The organism is Pseudomonas sp. 9_2_1 (assembly GCF_059295275.1).
Genome location: NZ_CM181239.1, coordinates 695940 through 717005, shown reverse-complemented (window position 1 = coordinate 717005; position 21066 = coordinate 695940). Strand labels below are relative to the sequence as shown.

Annotated in this window: 17 protein-coding genes, 6 tRNA genes and 2 pseudogenes; 11 read left to right on the top strand and 14 right to left on the bottom strand. The window is 57.1% G+C overall.

The features are described from left to right. Positions 1-346: 346 nt before the first annotated feature. Positions 347-815: pseudogene (locus tag AC5O5I_RS03215) on the bottom strand (Fic family protein); the annotation flags it as partial. 728 nt (positions 816-1543) lie between these two features. Here AC5O5I_RS03215 and AC5O5I_RS03210 point away from each other — a divergent pair. The 3 genes from AC5O5I_RS03210 to AC5O5I_RS03200 all read left to right on the top strand — a co-directional run bounded on the left by AC5O5I_RS03210 (position 1544) and on the right by AC5O5I_RS03200 (position 4750). Beyond that, positions 1544-2971, top strand: a complete 1428-nt coding sequence (locus AC5O5I_RS03210) for an SIR2 family protein (protein ID WP_494512067.1) — start codon at positions 1544-1546, stop codon at positions 2969-2971. Positions 2972-3613: 642 nt separating this feature from the next. After that, on the top strand, positions 3614-4024 hold the full coding sequence (locus tag AC5O5I_RS03205; protein WP_494512066.1) for an HNH endonuclease: 411 nt from the start codon (positions 3614-3616) through the stop codon (positions 4022-4024). 6 nt (positions 4025-4030) lie between these two features. Then, a complete protein-coding gene (locus AC5O5I_RS03200) occupies positions 4031-4750 on the top strand; it encodes a hypothetical protein (RefSeq protein ID WP_494512065.1) in 720 nt (239 codons plus the stop codon). Between the two features lie 338 nt (positions 4751-5088). Here the strand turns inward: AC5O5I_RS03200 and AC5O5I_RS03195 are convergent, their stop codons facing one another. The 5 genes and pseudogenes from AC5O5I_RS03195 to AC5O5I_RS03175 form a co-directional block, all read right to left on the bottom strand. Next, a complete protein-coding gene (locus AC5O5I_RS03195; RefSeq protein ID WP_494512064.1) occupies positions 5089-6360 on the bottom strand; it encodes a ComEC/Rec2 family competence protein in 1272 nt (423 codons plus the stop codon). A 313-nt stretch (positions 6361-6673) separates the two neighbouring features. Beyond that, positions 6674-6920: pseudogene (locus tag AC5O5I_RS03190) on the bottom strand (integrase domain-containing protein); the annotation flags it as partial. Between the two features lie 986 nt (positions 6921-7906). Continuing rightward, positions 7907-9061, bottom strand: coding sequence for a Fic family protein (locus AC5O5I_RS03185; protein ID WP_494512063.1), 1155 nt, complete (start codon positions 9059-9061; stop codon positions 7907-7909). 236 nt (positions 9062-9297) lie between these two features. Beyond that, positions 9298-9373 (bottom strand) — tRNA-Thr (locus tag AC5O5I_RS03180). 71 nt (positions 9374-9444) lie between these two features. Continuing rightward, the gene (locus tag AC5O5I_RS03175; protein WP_172287827.1) at positions 9445-9855 is read right to left on the bottom strand and encodes a pilin; all 411 of its coding nucleotides are present in this window, start codon (positions 9853-9855) and stop codon (positions 9445-9447) included. Between the two features lie 215 nt (positions 9856-10070). Here AC5O5I_RS03175 and AC5O5I_RS03170 point away from each other — a divergent pair, with 215 nt between their 5' ends. The 4 genes from AC5O5I_RS03170 to yacG are packed head-to-tail and all read left to right on the top strand — an operon-like array spanning position 10071 to position 12968. Beyond that, positions 10071-11279 carry a type II secretion system F family protein gene (locus AC5O5I_RS03170; RefSeq protein ID WP_494512062.1) on the top strand — a complete coding sequence of 403 codons (1209 nt, stop codon included), beginning with the start codon at positions 10071-10073 and terminating at the stop codon, positions 11277-11279. Positions 11280-11281: 2 nt separating this feature from the next. Further along, positions 11282-12148, top strand: a complete 867-nt coding sequence (locus tag AC5O5I_RS03165; protein WP_494512061.1) for a prepilin peptidase — start codon at positions 11282-11284, stop codon at positions 12146-12148. After that, complete coding sequence (coaE, locus tag AC5O5I_RS03160; RefSeq protein ID WP_172232106.1) at positions 12148-12771, top strand: dephospho-CoA kinase; 624 nt, start codon at positions 12148-12150, stop codon at positions 12769-12771. The genes AC5O5I_RS03165 and coaE overlap by 1 nt, the downstream gene beginning before the upstream one ends. After that, positions 12768-12968 (top strand): DNA gyrase inhibitor YacG, encoded by a 201-nt coding sequence (gene yacG / locus AC5O5I_RS03155; protein ID WP_172228568.1) that lies wholly within the window; start codon positions 12768-12770, stop codon positions 12966-12968. The genes coaE and yacG overlap by 4 nt, the downstream gene beginning before the upstream one ends. An 80-nt stretch (positions 12969-13048) precedes the next feature. On the opposite strand, the gene AC5O5I_RS03150 is transcribed toward yacG, so the two are convergent. Continuing rightward, positions 13049-13783, bottom strand: a complete 735-nt coding sequence (locus AC5O5I_RS03150) for an energy-coupling factor ABC transporter permease (protein WP_172228570.1) — start codon at positions 13781-13783, stop codon at positions 13049-13051. Between the two features lie 59 nt (positions 13784-13842). Between AC5O5I_RS03150 and AC5O5I_RS03145 the strand changes: the two genes are divergently transcribed. The 4 genes from AC5O5I_RS03145 to AC5O5I_RS03130 all read left to right on the top strand — a co-directional run bounded on the left by AC5O5I_RS03145 (position 13843) and on the right by AC5O5I_RS03130 (position 16646). Next, positions 13843-14274, top strand: coding sequence for a hypothetical protein (locus tag AC5O5I_RS03145; RefSeq protein ID WP_494512060.1), 432 nt, complete (start codon positions 13843-13845; stop codon positions 14272-14274). 55 nt (positions 14275-14329) lie between these two features. Then, positions 14330-14959, top strand: a complete 630-nt coding sequence (locus AC5O5I_RS03140; protein WP_003247546.1) for a DUF1780 domain-containing protein — start codon at positions 14330-14332, stop codon at positions 14957-14959. Positions 14960-15092: 133 nt separating this feature from the next. Then, positions 15093-15266 (top strand): DUF3094 domain-containing protein, encoded by a 174-nt coding sequence (locus AC5O5I_RS03135; RefSeq protein WP_144170447.1) that lies wholly within the window; start codon positions 15093-15095, stop codon positions 15264-15266. Between the two features lie 84 nt (positions 15267-15350). Beyond that, positions 15351-16646: an NAD(P)/FAD-dependent oxidoreductase gene (locus AC5O5I_RS03130; RefSeq protein WP_494512059.1), complete on the top strand. Its 1296-nt coding sequence runs from the start codon at positions 15351-15353 to the stop codon at positions 16644-16646. A gap of 147 nt (positions 16647-16793) precedes the next feature. Here the strand turns inward: AC5O5I_RS03130 and AC5O5I_RS03125 are convergent, their stop codons facing one another. The 7 genes from AC5O5I_RS03125 to clpB all read right to left on the bottom strand — a co-directional run bounded on the left by AC5O5I_RS03125 (position 16794) and on the right by clpB (position 20911). After that, positions 16794-17327 (bottom strand): dihydrofolate reductase family protein, encoded by a 534-nt coding sequence (locus AC5O5I_RS03125; RefSeq protein ID WP_494512058.1) that lies wholly within the window; start codon positions 17325-17327, stop codon positions 16794-16796. 109 nt (positions 17328-17436) lie between these two features. Beyond that, positions 17437-17512: transfer RNA gene (locus AC5O5I_RS03120), tRNA-Lys, on the bottom strand. A 5-nt stretch (positions 17513-17517) separates the two neighbouring features. After that, positions 17518-17594, bottom strand: a tRNA-Pro gene (locus AC5O5I_RS03115). Between the two features lie 46 nt (positions 17595-17640). Further along, positions 17641-17716, bottom strand: a tRNA-Lys gene (locus AC5O5I_RS03110). 6 nt (positions 17717-17722) lie between these two features. Beyond that, positions 17723-17799, bottom strand: a tRNA-Pro gene (locus AC5O5I_RS03105). Positions 17800-17802: 3 nt separating this feature from the next. Then, a tRNA-Asn gene (locus tag AC5O5I_RS03100) sits at positions 17803-17878 on the bottom strand. A 468-nt stretch (positions 17879-18346) separates the two neighbouring features. After that, positions 18347-20911 carry an ATP-dependent chaperone ClpB gene (gene clpB, locus AC5O5I_RS03095; protein ID WP_172228576.1) on the bottom strand — a complete coding sequence of 855 codons (2565 nt, stop codon included), beginning with the start codon at positions 20909-20911 and terminating at the stop codon, positions 18347-18349. Positions 20912-21066: the final 155 nt, after the last annotated feature.

Sequence of the window (21066 nt, the reverse complement as noted above, 5' to 3'; positions counted from 1 at the left end):
GGCACAAAAAAAGCGCCAGCTGAGGTGCAGGGGCGCCTAGTGTGTGCGCCAAGTTTACCAACGGGTTCCTACGCCCGGTCACGGATTTTACGTGACCTGGAAATTTAGCCTCACATCTCGCGGAAGAGCAAGTATGGGATGTGTAGGAATCGTCGCTGAATGCTGCGCGAAAGGGAGTGAACATGCACGATCAGGGCTTGAGGCTACACTTGTTTGCTCAATGTATATAAAAGCTGACTCCACCAGTCAGGCGACTGGAAAGCGGAGCTCAAAATACGCATGCACCAGCCGCCTTAAAGCCGTAGGTCAGAAGGTGAATCCGCCGGACGGAAAATGAAACCCTACGTCACGGCCTGTCGAGCGGCTCCGGAATAAAGCCCTGCTCCCTCAGCGCCTTGATGACCCCGCGCATCAGGTAATTGTTTTAGAAGCCGATGGTGTATTGCCTCGAACCTGGGCTAACCGGCAGAAGCATGCTTTGCCCCACCAGATTTTTGATCTGATAAGTGGGCTGGTTGGCCGTAAGCGTGGGCAGCGCCTGGGCAATGTCACTGGATTTCACGACCTCCATCTTCAACACGCTGCCGAGAATGTGTTCCTCGGTCTGCGTGATCCACTCGCGACTGCGTGCAAAACTCACCGCCGGCAACAGGATGGATTTCGTGAGGTAACCATAGTCAGTGAGCTTGTCCACCTTCTCCAGTTCGTCACGAATACCCTGCAGCACGTAGGTACACCACGCCTCCAACCTTGCTGTAGTACTTGTCTCGGTCGTTGCAGAACGCCGCCGTGGGGTTGAACACCCTGCCACCAGTGTGAAAGTCAGAGGTGCGCAGATCGGAGGCGCAAAAAAGCCCGCACAAGGCGAGCTTTTAAGGGGCAAAATCGCGAGAAATCGCTACTGGCCAATCTGGATGGTGCGGAGACAGGAGTCGTACCAGTACTCAAGCTTCTGAACTCATTGGATATTTTTCGTCAGGCTACAACTCTCTATCTCTAAAACTACCCTCAGCCTATTCCCAGGCTTCCGACCACCGTGAAAAAAGCCATGACAGGATGATGGAAGGCGCTGAAGCATTCTCGCATCATCCGCCAAAGCCAGCTTCAGGCGCTTCTGGCGGATGCCAGCTAATCGACCCAGGCTGTATGAAACCTCAATCTGTTCTTAGAGGGGCGTGTTCCTATAGAAAATCCGAAAACATGGCTATGCAGCCAACCCAGAATTCGCGTAGACGCGTGGAATTTAGGTGTTTTTTTAATCAGTAGGATCGCTTCGGAGGTTTTCACGCACCCTGCCCCCCCTAGCAGCCAGTCGGCGAGCACCCACATCCCATCAGAGCAACGTTGGTGGTGCTCGCTCAATCGCGATGTAGTTGATGGTGTCGGGACGACCGATGAACATTCGGAAGCACTGCAAACCACCATCGACTAATCTACAGCGCAAAGGCATGGTGTACCCCGCCCAACTAGCTGTCGATCCCTATCCAGCTCTCTGTATATAAGTTGGCAAGCCCTTCTTACCCCTTGAAAGGCAAGCCGAAAAATGCGATATGACATTATGCCATTACTGAACAAAGAGGGAAGCAGGATGCCTAGGGACTACACGAAATACGTCGAGGATGTAACGGAGGACATCAAAACCTGTATAGGAGATATGGCGTGCCAGCCTATATTGTTCGTAGGGTCAGGTTTTACGAAGCGCTACCTGAATGGCCCTAACTGGGAGGAACTACTGAAGGAGCTAGCGGCACGCTGCCCAGAGATTGCAAGACAGTTCGCCTACTACAAGCAACGCTACCCCGACTTCGTGGACATTGGCACTGAATTTTCGGAGAGGTACAACGATTGGGCGTGGGGAGCTGGCCAAGACCAGTTTCCACAGGAGCTATATGAAGAAACAAGCTCTCCTCAGGTCTACATTAAGTACACGGTGGCCAAGATCCTCAAAGAGCTTCTGGCAACTGAAAAGACCGGCCTACCGGATGAGATCGAGCTTCTGAAGAAAATTCGACCGCACTCTGTGATTACCACCAACTACGATGAACTGCTGGAGGGCATCTTCCCCGATTATGAAGCTATCGTGGGGCAACGGATCCTTTACGCTAACCATTCGAGTATCGGAGAAATTTTCAAAATTCATGGCTGCGCCTCTCAACCCGAAAGCATCGTGCTAACGCGAACTGACTATGAGGAGTTCGTGAAACGTAAGAAGTATTTGTCCGCCAAGCTTCTCGCTTTTTTCGCTGAACACCCCTTAGTGTTCATTGGTTACAGGGCTGAAGACCCGAACATTAAAGCAATTCTTGCGGATATTGACGAAATTCTGTCGGAGGAAGGTAAACTCATCCCGAACATTTATATTCTGGAGTGGGAAAACCGCGATCTTTCGGAAGAGTACCCTCGTCGTGAGCGCCTTATTCCGGTTTCTGAACATCGTAGTGTGATCATCAAAAGCATCGTCGCCAATGATTTTAGTTGGGTCTATTCAGCTTTCGGAGCAAACGAAGCGCTGAAAAATGTAAACCCCAGATTACTAAGGGCTTTGCTCGCTCGTACCTACCAACTCGTACGGACTGATATTCCCAGAAACCCTATTCAAGTCGATTACAAAGTGTTGGCCAATGTTACGGAAGCCGATGGGGAATTAGCCAAATTATACGGAATCGCCGACGGAGCTGATGGTCTAGCGTTCAACCTTAACTTTCCCTATACGCTTACCACTCTGGGCCAGGCGATGGGATATCAGGCATGGCATGCTTGTGATCGCTTACTGAGGACAATTTCTGAAACCACTGGAATCGATCTCAAGAAATTCGATAACAAGTACCACTGCGCGATCATGAACGGAGCAGAAGTTCAGTCCCACCGTTATTCGGAAGCTTGCAAAGACATCTTGGAAAAAGTGCGATCGGGGGAGGAGTACATTCAAGACGTGGAGAAGGAGGCGGAAGCCAAAGGCCATCGTAATTGAAAATTCTCAACAAGAAAACTTGTATTGGGCAAGTTCTTGCGCTCATTAGGTCAATTGCTAACGAGCTGCGTTGGCAATAAGCAGCCCTCCACGAGTGGTCGCTGTGGGTCGATTGATGCCAGTCGTATCGCTATCGACCCACATCTGCCCCTGGTGTAAGGCAGCAAACGGCCAAGAGTGGATACTCGACATATTCCTTTTTCCCGAATATCGTTAACTAAAAAGCCTATACCAAGCGTCAGTCCCGCGGGTGAGGTAAGTCTGCACAAACACGCCCGCCTCTGGCCTCGTATTCCACTGGTGACGTAAAGGACACCCGACTATGAGGTTTGGCGGCGACCGAGTACACAATGTTGTAGCCCGCCTGTGAAAGGTATAGGAGCTATGGCACCCAGCAGTGGGGGACAAAGATCATCTCCTTGACTCAATCGTACTAGCACAGAGCTGTGTGTCACAACGTGCAGGTCGCATCTGTCTATTCGTAGGTTCGACCATCTTCCAGTATTTATTTGTGACAAACGGACCCAATGCAAAGAAGGCTTGGTCTCCCTGCTCGGTTAGTGCATCCTTCATACTAGAAAGCGCTGATTGCGGCCCCCCCCCCAAACCATCGATAATTCACCTATCTTTGAGGAGTACGCGTTGGACAATTTGCAGGTCCTCTCCGAAGCACAACCCGAAACCAAATGCATGTACTGCTGGACATTGAAACCAGCGAGCGATATCACCTTGGAACATGCTATTCCTCAGAGCTTGGGCGGTGCACAGTCCCCCCAACGCTACAAGGTCCGAGCGGCATGTCGAAGGTGCAACAGCAGTTTGGGGCTGCACGTCGATGCGAGCTTCGAAAAGTCTTGGTTGCCTTCTATCGCCCTAGGTGAGGCCGCTCGACACCTCGCAGAAACAAACGATAAAGTCGTGCCTCCATTGGTGTGCACCGGCCTTATCCATCTCGACATCCCGGGGTTACTCGAAACCGAAGTCTGCGAATGGTGGACTGGATCTCAGGCCGAGCACGTTATCCTGATCCGTCCCATTGATGAAGAACGCTAATGGTACATGGGCGGCAATCCCATCGCTTTAAAGCAGACATCGGCGAATGCGAGAGCCTACTATTTTTTCAATGAAAACGCCGACCCGAATCGTTCATTGTTAGAGTTCAAAGAGTCATTCAAACGCCGGAAGGTGAGAAAAATCTCAGGCACCACTGTAGAGGGGATATCGCTGGCTGATTACGGCTTTTCGGCTCCCGACGAAGCTGACTCTACAGCCATTGAATGGATATGGACAAACGTGTTTTCAGGAGAAAGCAAAAAGGGAGCTATACCGTTTAATTCAGAGTTTGATACCCGTTTTATGTGCAAACTCGCCTTAGCCATCGCGTATTGTGAGTTCGGAGAAAGATATCTCGAAACCGCTCATGCGAAATTGCTGCATACAGGACTGTGGCATCGGGGGGAGGGGGAGGCCCCAGATATTCCTGGGTCACGGCCTTTCAACGCACCAACTGACGAAACTCTCATGAATTTTACCTGTGACCCTGGTGCAGTGTCTTTACTGATCATGCCAGTAGGTGAATATTTGCAATTAACCCTCAACATTCATCAAAAGCACACGTGGACAATCGCAATCGCGTCAAAGTCCGAACTAACTACTGAAGAGTTTGGGCGTTTCACAGATGGCAAGCTACTGATGCTATCCGGTCCAACTCACTCCTCCTATGCAATCGATTTTCCTGATTATCTAGCCCGTCGACTTCATCCTGAAGGGAATAAATAAAAAGCTACAGCCATGTTTTTACATCAACAGATGGTTGGTCCGACGAAAGATCTACGGAAATGAAACCACGCTGCGGGTAAATTTTGCCGAGTACCTGCCAACGCCCGCCCAGCAGATGGAGACGTCTTGGCGAACCCGCAGCCTTGGATTTCTGCGACGGCCAAAGCATTGTCCTCGTTCATCAAACCGACCCGAGCCAAGAAATTTTCGGGTAGATTTTTACTTTACTGAATGGATTGTCTATAGCGAATTTTTTACTGATCTTCCCAGACGCTTGCACTCAAGATGACCACTCATTTGTAAAAGTCTTTCTGGAAAGTTTCAAGATCACAACGTCATCACATCAGCAGTCTACGCACTATATTTTTTTCTGTCTTATTCTCAATAGCGACGAAGTGTTTAAGAACATGCTCGTCCACAGATGCTGTAGTCGGATGATTATATCCTTGGTGTGTCCCAGCAGAGAAGAACGCGGGAGACCCGGGCACACAGTCAACAACAGACTTCGCGCTTGCTAAATCCCCATGATGGGGAACAATTACTGCACTATAGATCTCACTGAGCAGCTCCTGAATCCCCGTATTGGCATCGGTAGCAAACCGATGATAAGCGTAATCACCCGGGGCTAAGGCTAGCTTGCCACCCTTGTAAAACGTAGTAACCAAACATTGACCATTGCTGTCTGAGTGACTCGGATCGCTCCGATAAATGCGAAGAAAAGTGTCTGCGGAAAGTCTTATGAAGGCATCACTTACCTGAACGATTTTTTTCTTTATATTTTTGTCATTAAAAACTGGTGGCCGGCTTCCTGAAGGCACGTAGATATTTTGAATTTTATTTCTCAGCTTAGTATCCCACGCTAAAATCCTCCAATGATCCGAATCAAAGTGCGACATTAGGAGGTTAAGCTCTTTCAGCTTGTCCGTCACAATGTGTAGATCATTACTCAATGTTGGGTATTGAGGCCTAAGGACCGGTTTCCCCGCCCCCATGTCAAGAAGCATTCCCCACGTGCCATCGTGGATTATTGAGCACATTCCCTGACCCACATGAAATGACTCTAGCACGAAGTCACCACCAAAATATTTATCTTCCAACCGCAGATCTAGTAAGGCGCTTTGCGGATTATCCACAATCCATTGTCCAGACGAGATCAGAGATGCCCTCATAGAGCTAAGAGATTGACTTTGCGCCCTGACGTCCAACCCTGGCTCCTCAACGAATCTAAGATCTTTAATTTCAAAATATCTAGGTTGATCCTCCGAGAATGTTGAGTAGAGGTAGTTTCGCGCATAAATAGTTGGTTCAATGCGCAATGCATACCATCGACTTTGTTGATCTGAAACACCTTCGAAAGCATATATAAAATGCCGAGTGTCTCTATTAGGGGATCGGTTGTGAAAAATCTCTGCAAATTTCCAGAGATCGATATCTATAATAAATGTCTGCACACCTTCATCGTGATTAAAATCATTTTTACTCGCGGCCTCGATACCTATGAATCGTACACACAAGCCTCCTTGCAAATAATCTTTGCTTGCACGGAACGTATCGACCTTACAGTAAAAAATATTGTCTTCCGAATACTCTTCCAACGATTCAGACTCCATAGCCGCGATCATAGCTGCTCTGTTCTAAAGTCATAAGAACCATAAGACAGCTTTGTTATTGCGATTTGCCGACACCGCAAACCAAGTTCAGCAAAATCCTAATGGTATCACATAGCCATTGCGGTGCCCCATACTTGAAATCCTTCTCATCAAGGAAGTGTTAGCCTGGCGACTAACGAATGTGAAATGCGGCTTCAGATCGAAAGCGGTCAGTTGCTACTATCAGTCAAATCTTCGCTTGGCACTTGACGCCCGATGGTTTTTTTAAACGACGAACTAGCAGTCGCAGAGTCAGCAGGTAGTAGTACCGAGTAACCATGTCGCGCAGGTACGCCGCATAGTCGCCCAGCACCTTCCGATCAATCAGCTGCGCATCATTGATACCCGGCCCTTGTTCTGAGCGGCACCACTTCACGAATGCCTGTCACCGATCACCGTGCGCCTTCACCGTGCCGTAGTAGCCGCCGCCGAACATGTCTTTTCAACGCCTGCGGCCCTGCATAGCTCAGTTGCCTGCCATAGGCGAAATTGCGGCCATCGCGTCTGCCCACCAAAGCCATGTCGGTCACCTCATCTCTTGCTCTCCAGTCCTCGCCCCACGTCATCCCGCCAAGAATGCTGAGTGTTATCAGGGATCAAGGCCCCTGCGACCTGTAGGGAATGTCCTCTACGCGGGACTGGCGGCTCCTTACAACCGGGAGCAAGGGCATCTCATGATCTGGCCTCCTGAGCACCGTTACCGGTGGGCGGGTGGAGGCTGCATTGGCTGACGAGACCAGTGCCGCGAGATCCTGAGCCAAGTGCAAGCAGCAATGCGATAACCGGGGCACGCCTGACTGTCAGTCAGGTGCAGTCCATTCCTTGGTCTGCGGCACCATCATCTACAGCGCTGTTGCTGGTGACATCGGCGTTTGTCACGCCGATTGTCACGAGGGGGAATGCCGCAAAGCCTTGTGCGATCAGGGCTGCAGCAGTGGTAGAAGTGCCCGTCTCTCTTTCCAGAAGAAAGAGACAGGCACTGGTTGGCGCAATATAAATGCTTGGGCGTTAACACCTTGACCGTGGCAGTGGTACCGCAGTGGATGGCCCAAGCTTCGCTTGTGTTCGCGGGCAAGCCCGCTCCCACAGGGATTGGGCTGGCCATTGGAATTTAACCAAGGCAGCGACTCCCGCAGGCTATGGACGATGCTCATCGCGGGACGCCCTCGATGGATAGGCGAGAAGGAGTATCCAGCGAGGCCGAGCAGAATAATAGCGATGTGCTATTTTTTGATGGTTTTTACCCCAATGCACACTTACAGGAGTTCGTATGTTTACTGATATCAAGCCAGGTCCGAAACCCAAACGCGAGGATGGCAACGACGACCGCAGACGGCATGTGAACCCGCCTAACGATAAGAAGCACCCAACGCTGCCTATCCATAAGCACAAGCCCGGTGATTGAATGCCAGATTGGCGATGGTGCGAAGATCGCAGGGGCCGCTTTGCGGCCCTTTCGCGACGCAAGGCCGCTCCTACTGGGGGTGTCCAGCTTCTTGATGCTTGCTCAGGGCCGGTCGAGAGGTTCTGGGACGAAACCTTGCTCCCTCAGCGCTTTGATAACCCCGCGCATCAGGTAATTGTTTGAGAAGCCGATGGTGTATTGCCTCGAACCTGGGCTAACCGGCAGAAGCATGCCCTGCCCCACCAGATTCTTGATCTGATAAGTGCGCTGGTTGGCCGTAAGCGTGGGCAGCGCCTGGGCAATGTCACTGGATTTCACGACCTTCATCTTCACCACACTGCCGAGAATTTGTTCCTCGGTCTGCGTGATCCACTCGCGACTGCGTGCAAAACTCACCGCCGGCAACAGGATGGATTTCGTGAGGTAACCATAGTCAGTGAGCTTGTCCACCTTCTCCAGTTCGTCACGAATACCCTGCAGCACGTAGGTACACCACGCCTCCAACCCTCCGGTAGTGCCGGTATCGGCAACACTCAGCATGGTGTAGTACTTGTCTCGGTCATTGCAGAACACTGCCGTGGGGTTGAGCACCCTGCCACCGGTGTTCACGTTGAATCCGTACTTCATCAACAGCGCATAGGTAAGCAGCCTGACTACTCGCCCATTGCCGTTGCCGAACGGATGAATCCAACCGAAACGGTGATGCGCCAGGGCAACCTTCATCAGTGCGTATTTAGGAGAGTCGTCGCGGTTGATGAAACTGACCAGCTCCTGCATGTACTGCGGCACTAGCACGCCGTCCGGAGGTAGATGCTCCGCCTGAGCGATCCTGACCGCCCCTTCTCGATAGGCGCCAGGTGTTTTATCGCCTTCGCGCCGCAGCCCAAGCACGGTCATGGCGTGCAGCTCTCGAATCGTATGTTCTGTCAGGTCTGCACCAGGCTTAATCACCTCTTCGATGTAGTCCATTGCCTTCTCGATGTTGGCAATTTCCAGCAGCTGGTCAGTGCTCTCGGCTTTCCCTTCCACCTTGCTGTCGATGTAGTCAGCCAGCGTGGTGTGGTTGCCCTCGATCCGAGCGGACCCCAGGCTCTCCAGAGTGTGAAACAGCACCTTTAGCTGAAAGAACACTTGGGGTGGTGTATCGCCCTCCAGTCTCAACCTACGCAAAAACTCAAGCTCTGCCAGAACGTCCACCAGCGGTGAGTCGAAGGACGGGTTCAGCAGCTGAAGGTCGTGATGAGAAAACGTGGGCATCTGAAAATCATCTCTAAATGGTGAAAAGATTATCTAGAAAAAATTCGGTTTATGCCCAGTAAACGTTGAGAAATACCGAGTAACCAGATAACCATTATCTAGAAACGCACGCAACCTTAAGTGGAAAACCGCGAACCGTTAAGTCAAAGGTGCGCAGATCGGAGGCGCAAAAAAGCCCGCACAAGGCGAGCTTTTAAGGGGCAAAATCGCAAGAAATCGCCACTGGCCAGTCTGGATGGTGCCGGAGACAGGAATCGAACCTGCGACCTTCGCGTTACGAGTGCGCTGCTCTACCGACTGAGCTACACCGGCGTGTAGCGCAACGTACCACTGCTCGCACCCGTTACGCAAACCCCTGTTTCCTCGGGATTATTGCCCTACCCTCAGGCCCCCTTGCACCCGTTCGGTGCCAGGTCTTCCTCGATGTCGGTGGTGCAACTCCAGCCGGCAGGGGTGCGCGTCAGGGTCAGTGCCTTGCCGACCACGGCGGCCGGTGCGTCCACCAGCGTGCAAGCGATGCTGGCAGTGCCGTCCGACGCTTTGCCGCTGGCGGTGATCGCGCAGTGCGCGGTCGCCGGATGGCCGCCGAGCGCGGTCACGCTGGCGACGTCCTTGCCGTCGTTCAAGCGCAAATCCATCGGGGTCTTCAGTGCGCTGATTTCCAGCAAGCCGGCCGCGGCCTTCGAGCGTGACTGGTGGTTGGTGTACATCGGTAAGGCGATGGTCGCCAGAATGCCAATGATCGCGACGACGATCATCAGTTCGATCAGGGTGATACCGCGTTGCCCTTTCATGAACGGTTTCCTTTTTCATACGCATACGTATTGGGGTCAATCGCGCCCCAACCGGCAGCGGCGCAGTAGGCCTGAACAGACACCTTTTGTCACCCCTGCCCGCTTGGGCGTCATCTTCGCTGAACTACTCTAGTGAGCATCACGGACGCGCGCCCTGGCATGGACGCGGCAAGCTGTTTCCAGGCTTGTCGCAGGGGCTATAAAGGGACCTTTGCATGACTTTATCGACACTCCTCTACAGCTGGCACGGCACCGACGCCAATGGCGCGCAGGTCAGTGGCCAGGCGTCCGGGCGCAGCCCGGCTTATGTGCGTGCGGGGCTGATCCGCCAGGGCATTAATGTCGCCAGCCTGCGCCCGGCCGGCGGGTTTGCGTTCAGTTTGCCCAAGCGGCGGGGGAAAGCCGACCCGGCGGGTTTCAGCCGGCAGTTGGCGACATTGCTGAAGGCGGGTGTGCCGTTGTTGCAGGCGTTCGAAGTGATGGGGCGCAGTGGCTGCGATGCAGCACAGGCGGCATTGCTGGGTAGATTGAAACAGGATGTGGCCTCGGGCCTGGGGCTGGCAGATGCGTTGCAGCGCCATCCGGCGTGGTTCGATGCGCTGTATTGCAACCTTGTACGGGTAGGCGAGCAGTCCGGCACGCTGGACCGGCAGCTGGAGCAACTGGCGGGGATGCTTGAACAGCGTGGGGCGCTGCACAAGAAGGTGCGCAAGGCGATGGTCTACCCGCTGCTGCTGTTGCTGACGGGGCTGGGGGTGGCGGCGGTCTTGTTGCTGGAGGTGATCCCGCAGTTTGAAAACATGTTCGCCGGCATGGGCGCGGCTTTGCCGGCATTTACCCAGTGGGTGATCGACTTGTCCACAGGGCTGAGCCGGTCTGCGCCGTTGTTGTTGCTGATGGCTGTGACGGTGGGTGTGACCGTGCGCCAGCTCTACCGGCAGCATGCATCAGCGCGCCTGTGGATATCTCGACGGGTGTTGGCGTTGCCGGTGTTCGGCAAGCTGCTGGGGCAGGCGGCGCTGGCGCGCTTTGCGCGCAGCCTGGCGACGTCTTATGGCGCTGGTGTGCCTTTGCTGGACGCGTTGGGCACGGTGGCCAAGGTGTGCGGCGGCGACTTGCATGAGCAGGCGGTGGTGCGGCTGCGCCAGGGCATGGCCAATGGGCAGGGACTGAACCAGGCGATGGCCGGTGAACCGCTGTTTCCGCCGTTGCTGGTGCAGCTGACGGGCATCGGTGAATCCAGCGGCACGCTGGACCTGATGCTGGAGAAGGCCGCCAGCCATTACGAGGAACAGGTCAGCCAGGCACTGGACCAGTTGACCAGCCTGCTGGAGCCAGCCATCGTGCTGATCCTGGGCGTGCTGGTGGGCGGCCTGGTAGTGGCGATGTACATGCCGATCTTCCAGCTGGGTAGTTTGATCTGAACATGACTTCATGGATTTTTTTGGCTGAGCAGCCGGCGTACTTCCTGACCTTGGCCACGGTGCTGGGGCTGCTGGTGGGCAGTTTTCTCAACGTGTTGGTGTATCGCCTGCCGATCATGCTGGAGCGGCAATGGCAGCGGGAAGCGCAGGAGGTGCTAGGGCTGCCGGTTGCGCAACACGCACGCTTCGACCTGTGCCTGCCCGCGTCGCGCTGCCCGCATTGCGCGCATCAGATTCGCGCGTGGGAGAACATTCCGGTCATCAGCTACCTGGCCTTGCGTGGCCGCTGTTCATCGTGCAAAGCCCGCATCAGCCTGCGCTACCCGTTGGTGGAGGTGGCCAGCGCCCTGCTTTCACTGCTGGTGGCCTGGCGTTTTGGCGCCTCGGCCGAGGCCTTGCTGGCACTGCCGCTGACCTGGTGCCTGCTGGCCTTGAGCCTGGTCGATGCCGAGCATCAGCTGTTGCCGGACGTGCTGGTGTTGCCGATGGTGTGGCTGGGGCTGATCGTGAACGCCTTTGGCATTTATGCACCGCTGACCGATGCGCTGTGGGGCGCGGTGGCCGGCTACCTGAGCCTGTGGACCGTTTACTGGGTGTTCAAGCTGATCACCGGCAAGGAAGGCATGGGCTACGGCGACTTCAAGCTGATGGCGCTGATCGGGGCTTGGGGCGGCTGGCAGGTGTTGCCGTTGACACTGCTGCTGTCGTCAGTGGTCGGGGCGCTGGTTGGCCTGTGCCTGCTGCGTTTGCGCCGGCACCAGATGGGAGCGGCGATGCCGTTCGGGCCTTATCTGGCGATTGCGGGGTGGATTGCTGTGCTCTGGGGTGATGAAATATACGCCTCTTACCTGCAACTGCTTGGATTCTGATGACCACTGCAGCCTTTACCCCCTGGATTCTCGGGCTTACCGGCGGCATCGGCAGCGGCAAAAGCGCTGCTGCCGAGCGCTTCGTCGAGCTTGGCGTGCACCTGGTCGATGCCGACCAGGCCGCGCGCTGGGTGGTCGAACCCGGCCGGCCGGCCCTGGCCAGCATCGTCGAGCGCTTCGGCCCTGGTGTGCTGCAGGCGGACGGCCAGCTTGATCGCGCGGCCCTGCGCCAGCTGATTTTCGCCGACCCGGCGCAGCGCAAATGGCTGGAGCAATTGCTGCACCCGCTGATCGGGCAGGAGATTTTCAGCTACCTGGCCAAGGCCCAGTCGCCTTATGCGGTGTATGTGTCGCCGCTGCTGATCGAGTCGGGGCAATACCAGAAGACCCAGCGGGTGCTGGTGATCGACGCGCCGCAAGAGTTGCAGGTGGCGCGTACACTGGCGCGGGACAACACCAGTGCCGAGCAGGTGCAGGCGATTCTGGGGGCCCAGCTGGCCCGGGAAGAACGCCTGCGCCATGCCGATGATGTGGTGGTCAATGACGGCGACCTGGCCGCGTTGCATCAGCAGATCGACACACTGCATCACTTTTACCTGACTTTACGAGGAGGCCAGCCATGAGCCAGCCATTGACCGTCGACTGCCCGACCTGTGGCGCACCTGTGGAATGGAACGATAACAACACATTCCGGCCGTTTTGCTCGGACCGCTGCAAGCTGATCGACCTGGGGGCCTGGGCGGCGGAAGAGCACAAGATTCCGGGGGCGGAAGAGTCCGAGGATGAGCTGTATTCGGGGGACCTGGAGCCGCGGCACTGATCCGGTAGCAGGTTGGCTGGGCCGGCCTCTTCGCGGCGATCCGATTTACCCGCGAAAGGGGCGGCACAGCCAACACTTATCTATCGCTCATCTTCCTTCCACGGCGCCTGCAAATAACGCGTACGGTTGAAGGTTTCCAGCCACTCCGGGCAAAACACCACCAGCGCGCTGATCACCATGCCGTTGATGAACGCTTCGGGGAACATCATCAGCCACAGGTAGCCGACAAAGTCGCTGAGCCATTCCGGCATGGCGAAACGCCCATCCAGCCACAACACCCCCAGCCCGGCCAGCAGGCAAGCCAGCACCGTCAGCGCAGCGGGGAAAAAGCCTGAACAGAAGATATAGACGAACAGGTTGCGCGGCTGGGCGCGCTCGACCAGCAGGGCACATGCTTCGGTGATCAGTACCGGCAGGCCCACCAGCAACAGCCCGTTCACCCCTAGTGCCGCGAGGTCCTGGCGCCCCAGCGCCAGCAGGCCTAGCTGGGCCATGAACCCACCCAGCACCGCCAGCGGCCAGTCCAGCAGTAGCGTGACTGCTGTCATGCCAATGAAGTGATAGGAAACGCCGGTATCGAAATCGCGCCTGACCAGCCACAGGGCAAACAGGCAGAACACCGTGCCAAACAGCAGATGCTGGCGGCGCCGGTCGGTGAACAATTCCACCCAGCGGGCGCGGCTGGCCGCCCAGACCAGCAAGGGCACGTAGCCAAGCCAGCCAAGGGCAAGGCTGGTGTCGGACAACACCTGTGCGCTGATCACCGGACGCAATGCCCCTTTCAACCCTGTGGATAAAGCTGAGTCTACACCCATTCTCCGTTTCTTCCGGCTGCGGTAGGCTGGCGCATCATTCGATGCAGGGAGCATTGGCAATGCCTGAAGGAATCAACCCTGCGCTGCTGTTGGCCGCAGCGCTCAACGCTTTTATCGGCATTTTGCACCTGGCGATCATCGCCGTGGGGCCACGCTGGTACCGGTTGTTCGGCGCCGGCGAGCACATGGCCGTGGCCGCCGAAAAAGGCCGCTGGTACCCCGCGCTGATCACGGCCGCCATCGCCGCTGTACTGCTGCTCTGGTCGGCGTATGCGTTGTCCGCTGCCGGGGCGATTGCCAGGCTGCCGTTGCTGCTGCCGGCCCTTTGCCTGATTACCCTGGTGTATCTGGCCCGCGGCCTGCTGGGGCCGAAGTTGCTGGCAGGGACTGGCCGCTCACAGCGGTTTATCGTGGTCAGTTCGCTGATCTGCCTGGGCTTTGGCCTGGTGCATCTGTTCGGGCTGGTTCAGCAGTGGTCGGCACTCACCTGAATATTGCGCACAAACAGCATCTTACCGTCATCGATTAGCGACTAAGCTTGTGGGCATGGATGACTCAGACTATTTGCGCCTGCTTACCATCCAGGCGGAACAAGCCAATGCCTTTCTCTCCAACGCCCGCAAGTGGGAGCGGGAGCGTTGGGTGTGCCAGCGCCTGTTGCAAGGGCTGAACATCCCCTACCGCAGCGAGGACTTCACCCCGGCAGGCCAGGAGCCACCCGACGTGCTGTTCCGCGATGCCGCCTTCGAGGTGTTTTTCGTGCTCGACGAGGGCCGCCGGCTGAACGATGAATGGCGCGAAGAGCTGCAGCGCCGGCGCAGCGCGTTCTCGTTGGCGCAACTGGTGCGCCGCGAAGCCCGCCCGCGGCGCATCAGTGCCACCGAACTGCTGGGGCGCCTGGCGCCGACCCTGCGCAAGAAGGCGCACAACTATCGGGAACGCGGGCTGGAGCTGAACGAGCTGGACATCATTGCCTTCTCAAGCCTGAAGCGCGAAGTGCTCGACCTGAACACCCACTTCCCGCCGCCCACCGAATACCTGCGCCAGGGCTGGCGTTCGCTGTCACTGGTCGGGCCAACCTTTGCCCGGGTGCTGTTCGCCCACCCCGATGCCCCGGATTTTCTGCGCGGCAACCTGGGCCGTAGCATCGTGTTCGACGTGGGCATCAGTCTTTGATCCACTGCACCGAATGTTTGCGATGGCGTACACTCGGCGCAAGAGATAGAAAGCATTATCATTTGTTTCAAGCGCTTGCCCGAACGCTGTAGCGTTTGGGCAGTCTCTAACGTCTACCTGACGAGGCCCCACCATGACCAGCCGCCTGAATCCAGAAGATCAGCGTCGCGTCGATGAGTATCTGCGAGCCCCCCAGCACCAAGTCGAGCGCAGGCCCTTCCGGCCGTGGCTGCTCCTTGCGCTGGTGGTGGCCGTGACCATCGGGTTGGGTCTCATCAGCCGCCTGCTCAGTGGACTGGTGCTATGAGCTGCTTCGCGCTCGCCCTCCCCTCGTGCAGTTTGCGGCCGGCCCCTAGGGCCAAGCATTCCGTAAACCTTATGAGATATCCCCATGACTCATCGCATCGTGATTGTCGGCGGCGGCGCCGGCGGCCTGGAACTGGCGACCCGCCTGGGTAAAACCCTGGGCAAGCGCAAGCAGGCCGAAATCACCCTGGTCGACGCCAACCTCACGCACATCTGGAAGCCGCTGCTGCACGAAGTGGCGGCCGGCTCGCTGAACTCCTCGGAAGACGAACTGAACTACGTGGCCCAGGCCAAGTGGAACCACTTCAACTTCCAGCTGGGGCGCATGAGCGGCCTGGACCGTGAAGGCAAGCAGATCCAGCTGGCCGCCACCCTCGATGAGGAAGGCCGCGAGCTGCTGCCTGCGCGCACCCTGGGTTACGACACCCTGGTCATCGCCGTGGGCAGCAACACCAACGACTTCGGCACCTTGGGCGCGGCGCAGCACTGCCTGTTCCTCGACACCCGCAAGCAGGCCGAGCGCTTCCATCAGCAGCTGCTAAATCACTACCTGCGCGCCCACGCCGGCGATGTGGCCAGCGAGCAGATCAGCGTGGCCATCGTTGGCGCCGGCGCCACCGGTGTCGAGCTGGCAGCGGAGCTGCACCATGCGGCCCACGAACTGGCGGCCTATGGCCTGGACCGCATCCAGCCCAAGGACATGCACATCACCATCATCGAAGCGGGCCCGCGTGTGCTGCCCGCGCTGCCAGAGCGCATCAGCGTGCCGGTGCACAAGACCCTGGAAAAACTCGGGGTCAAGGTGCTGACCAACGCTGCGGTCAGCGAAGTGACCGAGGATGGCCTGAAGACCCAAGACGGTCAGCTGATCCAGGCCAGCCTGAAGGTGTGGGCGGCCGGTATCCGGGCGCCGGGCTTTCTCAAGGACATCGATGGCCTGGAAACCAACCGCATCAACCAGCTGGTGGTACGCCCTACCCTGCAGACCACCCGCGATGACAACATCTTCGCTTTCGGTGACTGCGCCGCCTGCCCGCAACCGGGCAGTGATCGTAATGTGCCGCCACGCGCACAGGCAGCGCACCAGCAGGCTTCGATGCTGGCGCAGAGCCTGAAGGCGCGACTGGAGAACAAACCGCTGCCGACTTACGCGTACAAGGACTACGGCTCGCTGGTGTCGCTTTCGCGTTTCTCGGCAGTGGGCAACCTGATGGGTAACCTGATGGGCAGCGTGAAGCTGGAGGGCTGGCTGGCGCGGATGTTCTACGTGTCGCTGTACCGCATGCACCAGATGGCGTTGTACGGGTTCTTCCGCACGGCGTTGATGATGCTGGGCAGCAAGATTGGCCGGGGCACCGAGCCGCGCCTGAAACTGCACTGACAGGTATCGACATGCCCTGTGAAAGCGGGTTTACCCGCGAATACGATGGCAAATCTGCTGACGCATTCGCGGGTGAACCCGCTCCCACAGGTGCTGTGTTGCCATTCGAGACAAGCGAAAGGGCATCTCTTGACGAATGCCCTTTTATCATGCGACCTGATAGGTGCTCTGCACAAACCCGCTCGCATAGCTGGTAGTACGCAGGTGCTGCAACGGCACATCCCGCATCAGTTCGCCAAACAGCGCAATGCCCTGCCCCAGCAGAACGGGGATGCGGGTAATGGTCAGCTCGCTTATCAAGCCCTCGCGCAAAAAGCCCTGAATCAGCTTGCCGCCGTCCACATAGATGCTGGTGGCGCCGCTGGCTTGCAGATGCTCCAGTAATGCCGGGATAGGCCCTGGATGCAGCTCGACCTGGGCCGAGGGAATTGCGGGCAACGCCTGCAACTTGGTGCTGACGACCACCACGCGCGTATCCGGGTATGGCCAGGTATCAAAACTCGAGACCTTGTCGAATGTGCCTCGCCCCATCACCAGCGTATCGATACCGGCCATGAACGCCGCATAGCCATGATCGTCGGTTGACTGGGTAGCACCCAGTAGCCAGTCGATGTTGCCATCTTCCCGGGCGATGAAGCCATCCAGGCTGGTGGCGATGAAGACACTGGCTTTGATAGACATGGGGACGCTCCTTGTGACAAAGCCATAGGCTAACAAGGGCAAAGACGGGCATCTGTAATTTATTGTGCGCAAAGAAAAAGGGCATCTCATACGAGATGCCCTTGTTTCATGGTGGGTCGTGTAGGATTCGAACCTACGACCAATTGGTTAAAAGCCAACTGCTCTACCAACTGAGCTAACGACCCAAAAATGGTCGGGGTGAGGGGATTCGAACTCCTGACATCCTGCTCCCAAAGCAGGCGCGCTACCGGACTGCGCTACACCCCGGGTCTTTCAAAAAAAAGGGCATCTCTTTGAGATGCCCTTTTTAACATGGTGGGTCGTGTAGGATTCGAACCTACGACCAATTGGTTAAAAGCCAACTGCTCTACCAACTGAGCTAACGACCCGGAAAATGGTCGGGGTGAGGGGATTCGAACTCCTGACATCCTGCTCCCAAAGCAGGCGCGCTACCGGACTGCGCTACACCCCGAGATGGCTCCGCGACCTGGACTCGAACCAGGGACCCAATGATTAACAGTCATTTGCTCTACCGACTGAGCTATCGCGGAACTGAACTTCGGTACATCTTTACTGCTTCGAAGTCTGTGTTAGCTTCGAACTCTTCAGCTTCTTAGCTTTCGCTTTGTCGCTGCTGAGGCCGGCTATTCTACATTCTTCGTTTTGCTTGTCAACCCCTTTTTTTCATTCAACTTACTGATTTGTAAGTTGTTTTGCGGTCACCTATGTTGCTGGTGATTCGCTTAGTGGCTGACAACGCGGCGTATATTAGGGGGACCCGTTTTAGGATGCAAGCAGAAATTTCAAAAATTTCAGCGGGTTACCCGGCAAGTCCGCAAAGGCCCGGAATTGCTGGGGCTGTGAGGGCCCTATCGCCGGCAAGCCAGCTGCCACATTGCCCTCCACAGCCTTCGAAAGCGGTGCTGAACCTGTGGGAGCTGGCTTGCCGGCGATAGGGCCAGCACAGAAAAACCGGTAAAAAAAAAGCCCCGCAAACGCGGGGCTCATGATGGAACAACTTATACAAAGACGATTTCGTCGCCTTCCACCTTGGCATCGATCGCCGTACCCGGCACAAACTTGCCTGCCAGGATCAACTGCGCCAGCGGGTTCTCGATCCAGCGCTGAATCGCCCGCTTCAGCGGCCGTGCGCCGTACACCGGGTCGTAACCCACGGCAATCAGCTTGTCCAACGCCTCCGGGGTCAGGCTCAGCGACAGCTCGCGTTCCAGCAAGCGGCTGCGCAGGCGGCCCAGCTGGATTTCGGTAATACCGGCAATCTGCTCGCGACCCAGCGGTTCGAACACCACCACTTCATCGATGCGGTTGATGAACTCTGGCCGGAAGTGCGCGCCCACTGCATCCATTACTGCCGCACGCTGTGCCTCGCGGTCGCCGACCAGCTCCTGGATCTGCGCCGAGCCCAGGTTGGAGGTCATCACGATCACGGTGTTGCGGAAGTCCACCGTGCGCCCGTGGCTGTCGGTCAGGCGGCCGTCTTCCAGCACTTGCAGCAGCACGTTGAACACATCCGGGTGAGCCTTTTCCACCTCGTCCAGCAGCACCACCGAGTAAGGCTTGCGCCGTACCGCTTCGGTCAGGTAACCGCCCTCTTCATACCCTACATACCCTGGTGGGGCGCCGATCAGGCGAGCCACGGAGTGTTTCTCCATGAACTCGGACATGTCGATGCGCACCATGGCCTCTTCGGTGTCGAACAGGAACTCGGCCAGCGCCTTGCACAGCTCGGTCTTGCCCACACCGGTCGGGCCAAGGAACATGAACGAACCACTCGGCCGGTTAGGGTCGGACAGCCCGGCGCGCGAGCGGCGCACGGCGTTGGCCACTGCGGTTACCGCCTCGCCCTGGCCGATCACGCGCTGGTGCAACAGGTCTTCCATCTTCAGCAGCTTCTCGCGCTCGCCTTCGAGCATCTTGGCTACTGGAATGCCGGTCCACTTGGACACCACTTCGGCAATTTCTTCCTCGGTCACCTTGTTGCGCAGCAACTGGTTCTCGGTCTTGCCGTGCTGGTCAACCATCTGCAGGCTGCGCTCCAGGTCCGGGATCACCCCGTACTGCAGCTCGGCCATGCGGCTGAGATCGCCTTTGCGACGAGCGGCTTCCAGCTCCTGGCGGGCTTGCTCGATCTTTTGCTGGATCTGGGCCGAGCCCTGCACTTCGGCCTTCTCGGACGCCCAGATTTCTTCCAGGTCGGAATACTCACGCTCCAAACGCTCGATTTCTTCGGTCAGCTTCTCGAGGCGTTTTTTGGCCGCTTCGTCTTCTTCCTTCTTAAGCGCCTGCGACTCCACCTTCAACTGGATCAGGCGGCGATCAAGGCGGTCGAGCACTTCCGGCTTGGAGTCGATCTCCATGCGGATGCGGCTGGCCGCTTCGTCGATCAGGTCGATCGCCTTGTCCGGCAACTGGCGGTCAGTGATGTAGCGGTGGCTGAGCTTGGCCGCTGCGATGATTGCGCCGTCGGTGATGGCCACCTTGTGGTGCACTTCATAACGCTCTTTAAGGCCGCGCAGGATGGCAATGGTGTCTTCCTCGCTCGGCTCCTCGACCAGCACCTTCTGGAAGCGGCGCTCCAGGGCGGCGTCCTTTTCGATGAACTGGCGATACTCGTTAAGCGTGGTGGCGCCCACACAGTGCAGTTCGCCACGGGCCAGGGCCGGCTTGAGCATGTTGCCGGCGTCCATGGCGCCCTCGCCTTTGCCGGCGCCGACCATGGTGTGCAGCTCGTCGATGAACAGGATGATCTGGCCTTCCTGCTTGGACAGCTCGTTCAGCAGCGATTTAAGGCGCTCTTCGAACTCGCCACGGTACTTGGCACCGGCAATCAGCGCGCCCATGTCCAGCGCCAGCAGGCGCTTGCCCTTGAGGCCGTCGGGCACTTCACCATTGATGATGCGCTGGGCCAGGCCCTCGGCGATGGCAGTCTTGCCCACGCCGGGCTCACCGATCAGCACCGGGTTGTTCTTGGTACGGCGTTGCAGCACCTGCACGGTACGGCGGATTTCGTCGTCACGGCCGATTACCGGGTCCAGCTTGCCTTCTTCGGCACGCTTGGTCAGGTCGACGGTGTACTTGTCCAGCGCCTGGCGCGATTCCTCGGCGTTGGCGTCGTTGACGGCCGCGCCGCCACGCAGGTTGTTGATGGCATTTTCCAGGGCTTTCTTGGTCACGCCCTGGCTCAGCAGAACCTTGCCGAGTTTGCTGTTTTCGTCCATGGCGGCCAGCACCACCAGTTCGCTGGAAATGAACTGGTCACCCTTCTGCTGGGCCAGGCGGTCGGCCTGGTTGAGCAGGCGTGCCAGGTCCTGCGACATGTTCACGTCGCCGGTCGGGTTCTGGATTTTCGGCAGCTGGTCGAGTTCTTTCACCAGCGCCTGGCGCAGGCTGTTGATGTCGAAGCCGACCTGCATCAGCAGCGGCTTGATCGAACCGCCCTGCTGTTCAAGCAGTGCCTGCATCAGGTGCACGGGCTCGATGGCTGGGTGATCCATGCCAACGGCCAGGGACTGGGCATCGGATATGGCTAGTTGAAGCTTGCTGGTCAAACGGTCTATTCGCATGGTGTACCTTCCTTTAAAGGGCAGGTCGGAGCGATGGACAGCGCCTGTTCATGAAGAAACCTGCCTGAGATGACCTTATAGATAAGGCTGATTCTGGAAGATTCAAGCGTAGCGGGGTTGACCGGGGTCAACCTGTTGGATTAGTGCTGGGCCAT

What these genes read in the sequence shown, in the direction of transcription:
- AC5O5I_RS03210 (WP_494512067.1), top strand. Translation starts at nt 1,544, where the DNA reads ATGCGATATGACATTATGCCATTACTGAACAAAGAGGGAAGCAGGATG.
- AC5O5I_RS03150 (WP_172228570.1), bottom strand. Translation starts at nt 13,783, where the DNA reads ATGGGTGTAGACTCAGCTTTATCCACAGGGTTGAAAGGGGCATTGCGT.
- AC5O5I_RS03170 (WP_494512062.1), top strand. Translation starts at nt 10,071, where the DNA reads ATGACTTTATCGACACTCCTCTACAGCTGGCACGGCACCGACGCCAAT.
- AC5O5I_RS03200 (WP_494512065.1), top strand. Translation starts at nt 4,031, where the DNA reads ATGGGCGGCAATCCCATCGCTTTAAAGCAGACATCGGCGAATGCGAGA.
- AC5O5I_RS03145 (WP_494512060.1), top strand. Translation starts at nt 13,843, where the DNA reads ATGCCTGAAGGAATCAACCCTGCGCTGCTGTTGGCCGCAGCGCTCAAC.
- AC5O5I_RS03125 (WP_494512058.1), bottom strand. Translation starts at nt 17,327, where the DNA reads ATGTCTATCAAAGCCAGTGTCTTCATCGCCACCAGCCTGGATGGCTTC.
- coaE (WP_172232106.1), top strand. Translation starts at nt 12,148, where the DNA reads ATGACCACTGCAGCCTTTACCCCCTGGATTCTCGGGCTTACCGGCGGC.
- clpB (WP_172228576.1), bottom strand. Translation starts at nt 20,911, where the DNA reads ATGCGAATAGACCGTTTGACCAGCAAGCTTCAACTAGCCATATCCGAT.
- AC5O5I_RS03140 (WP_003247546.1), top strand. Translation starts at nt 14,330, where the DNA reads ATGGATGACTCAGACTATTTGCGCCTGCTTACCATCCAGGCGGAACAA.
- AC5O5I_RS03130 (WP_494512059.1), top strand. Translation starts at nt 15,351, where the DNA reads ATGACTCATCGCATCGTGATTGTCGGCGGCGGCGCCGGCGGCCTGGAA.
- AC5O5I_RS03195 (WP_494512064.1), bottom strand. Translation starts at nt 6,360, where the DNA reads ATGGAGTCTGAATCGTTGGAAGAGTATTCGGAAGACAATATTTTTTAC.
- AC5O5I_RS03185 (WP_494512063.1), bottom strand. Translation starts at nt 9,061, where the DNA reads ATGCCCACGTTTTCTCATCACGACCTTCAGCTGCTGAACCCGTCCTTC.
- AC5O5I_RS03135 (WP_144170447.1), top strand. Translation starts at nt 15,093, where the DNA reads ATGACCAGCCGCCTGAATCCAGAAGATCAGCGTCGCGTCGATGAGTAT.
- AC5O5I_RS03175 (WP_172287827.1), bottom strand. Translation starts at nt 9,855, where the DNA reads ATGAAAGGGCAACGCGGTATCACCCTGATCGAACTGATGATCGTCGTC.
- AC5O5I_RS03165 (WP_494512061.1), top strand. Translation starts at nt 11,282, where the DNA reads ATGACTTCATGGATTTTTTTGGCTGAGCAGCCGGCGTACTTCCTGACC.
- yacG (WP_172228568.1), top strand. Translation starts at nt 12,768, where the DNA reads ATGAGCCAGCCATTGACCGTCGACTGCCCGACCTGTGGCGCACCTGTG.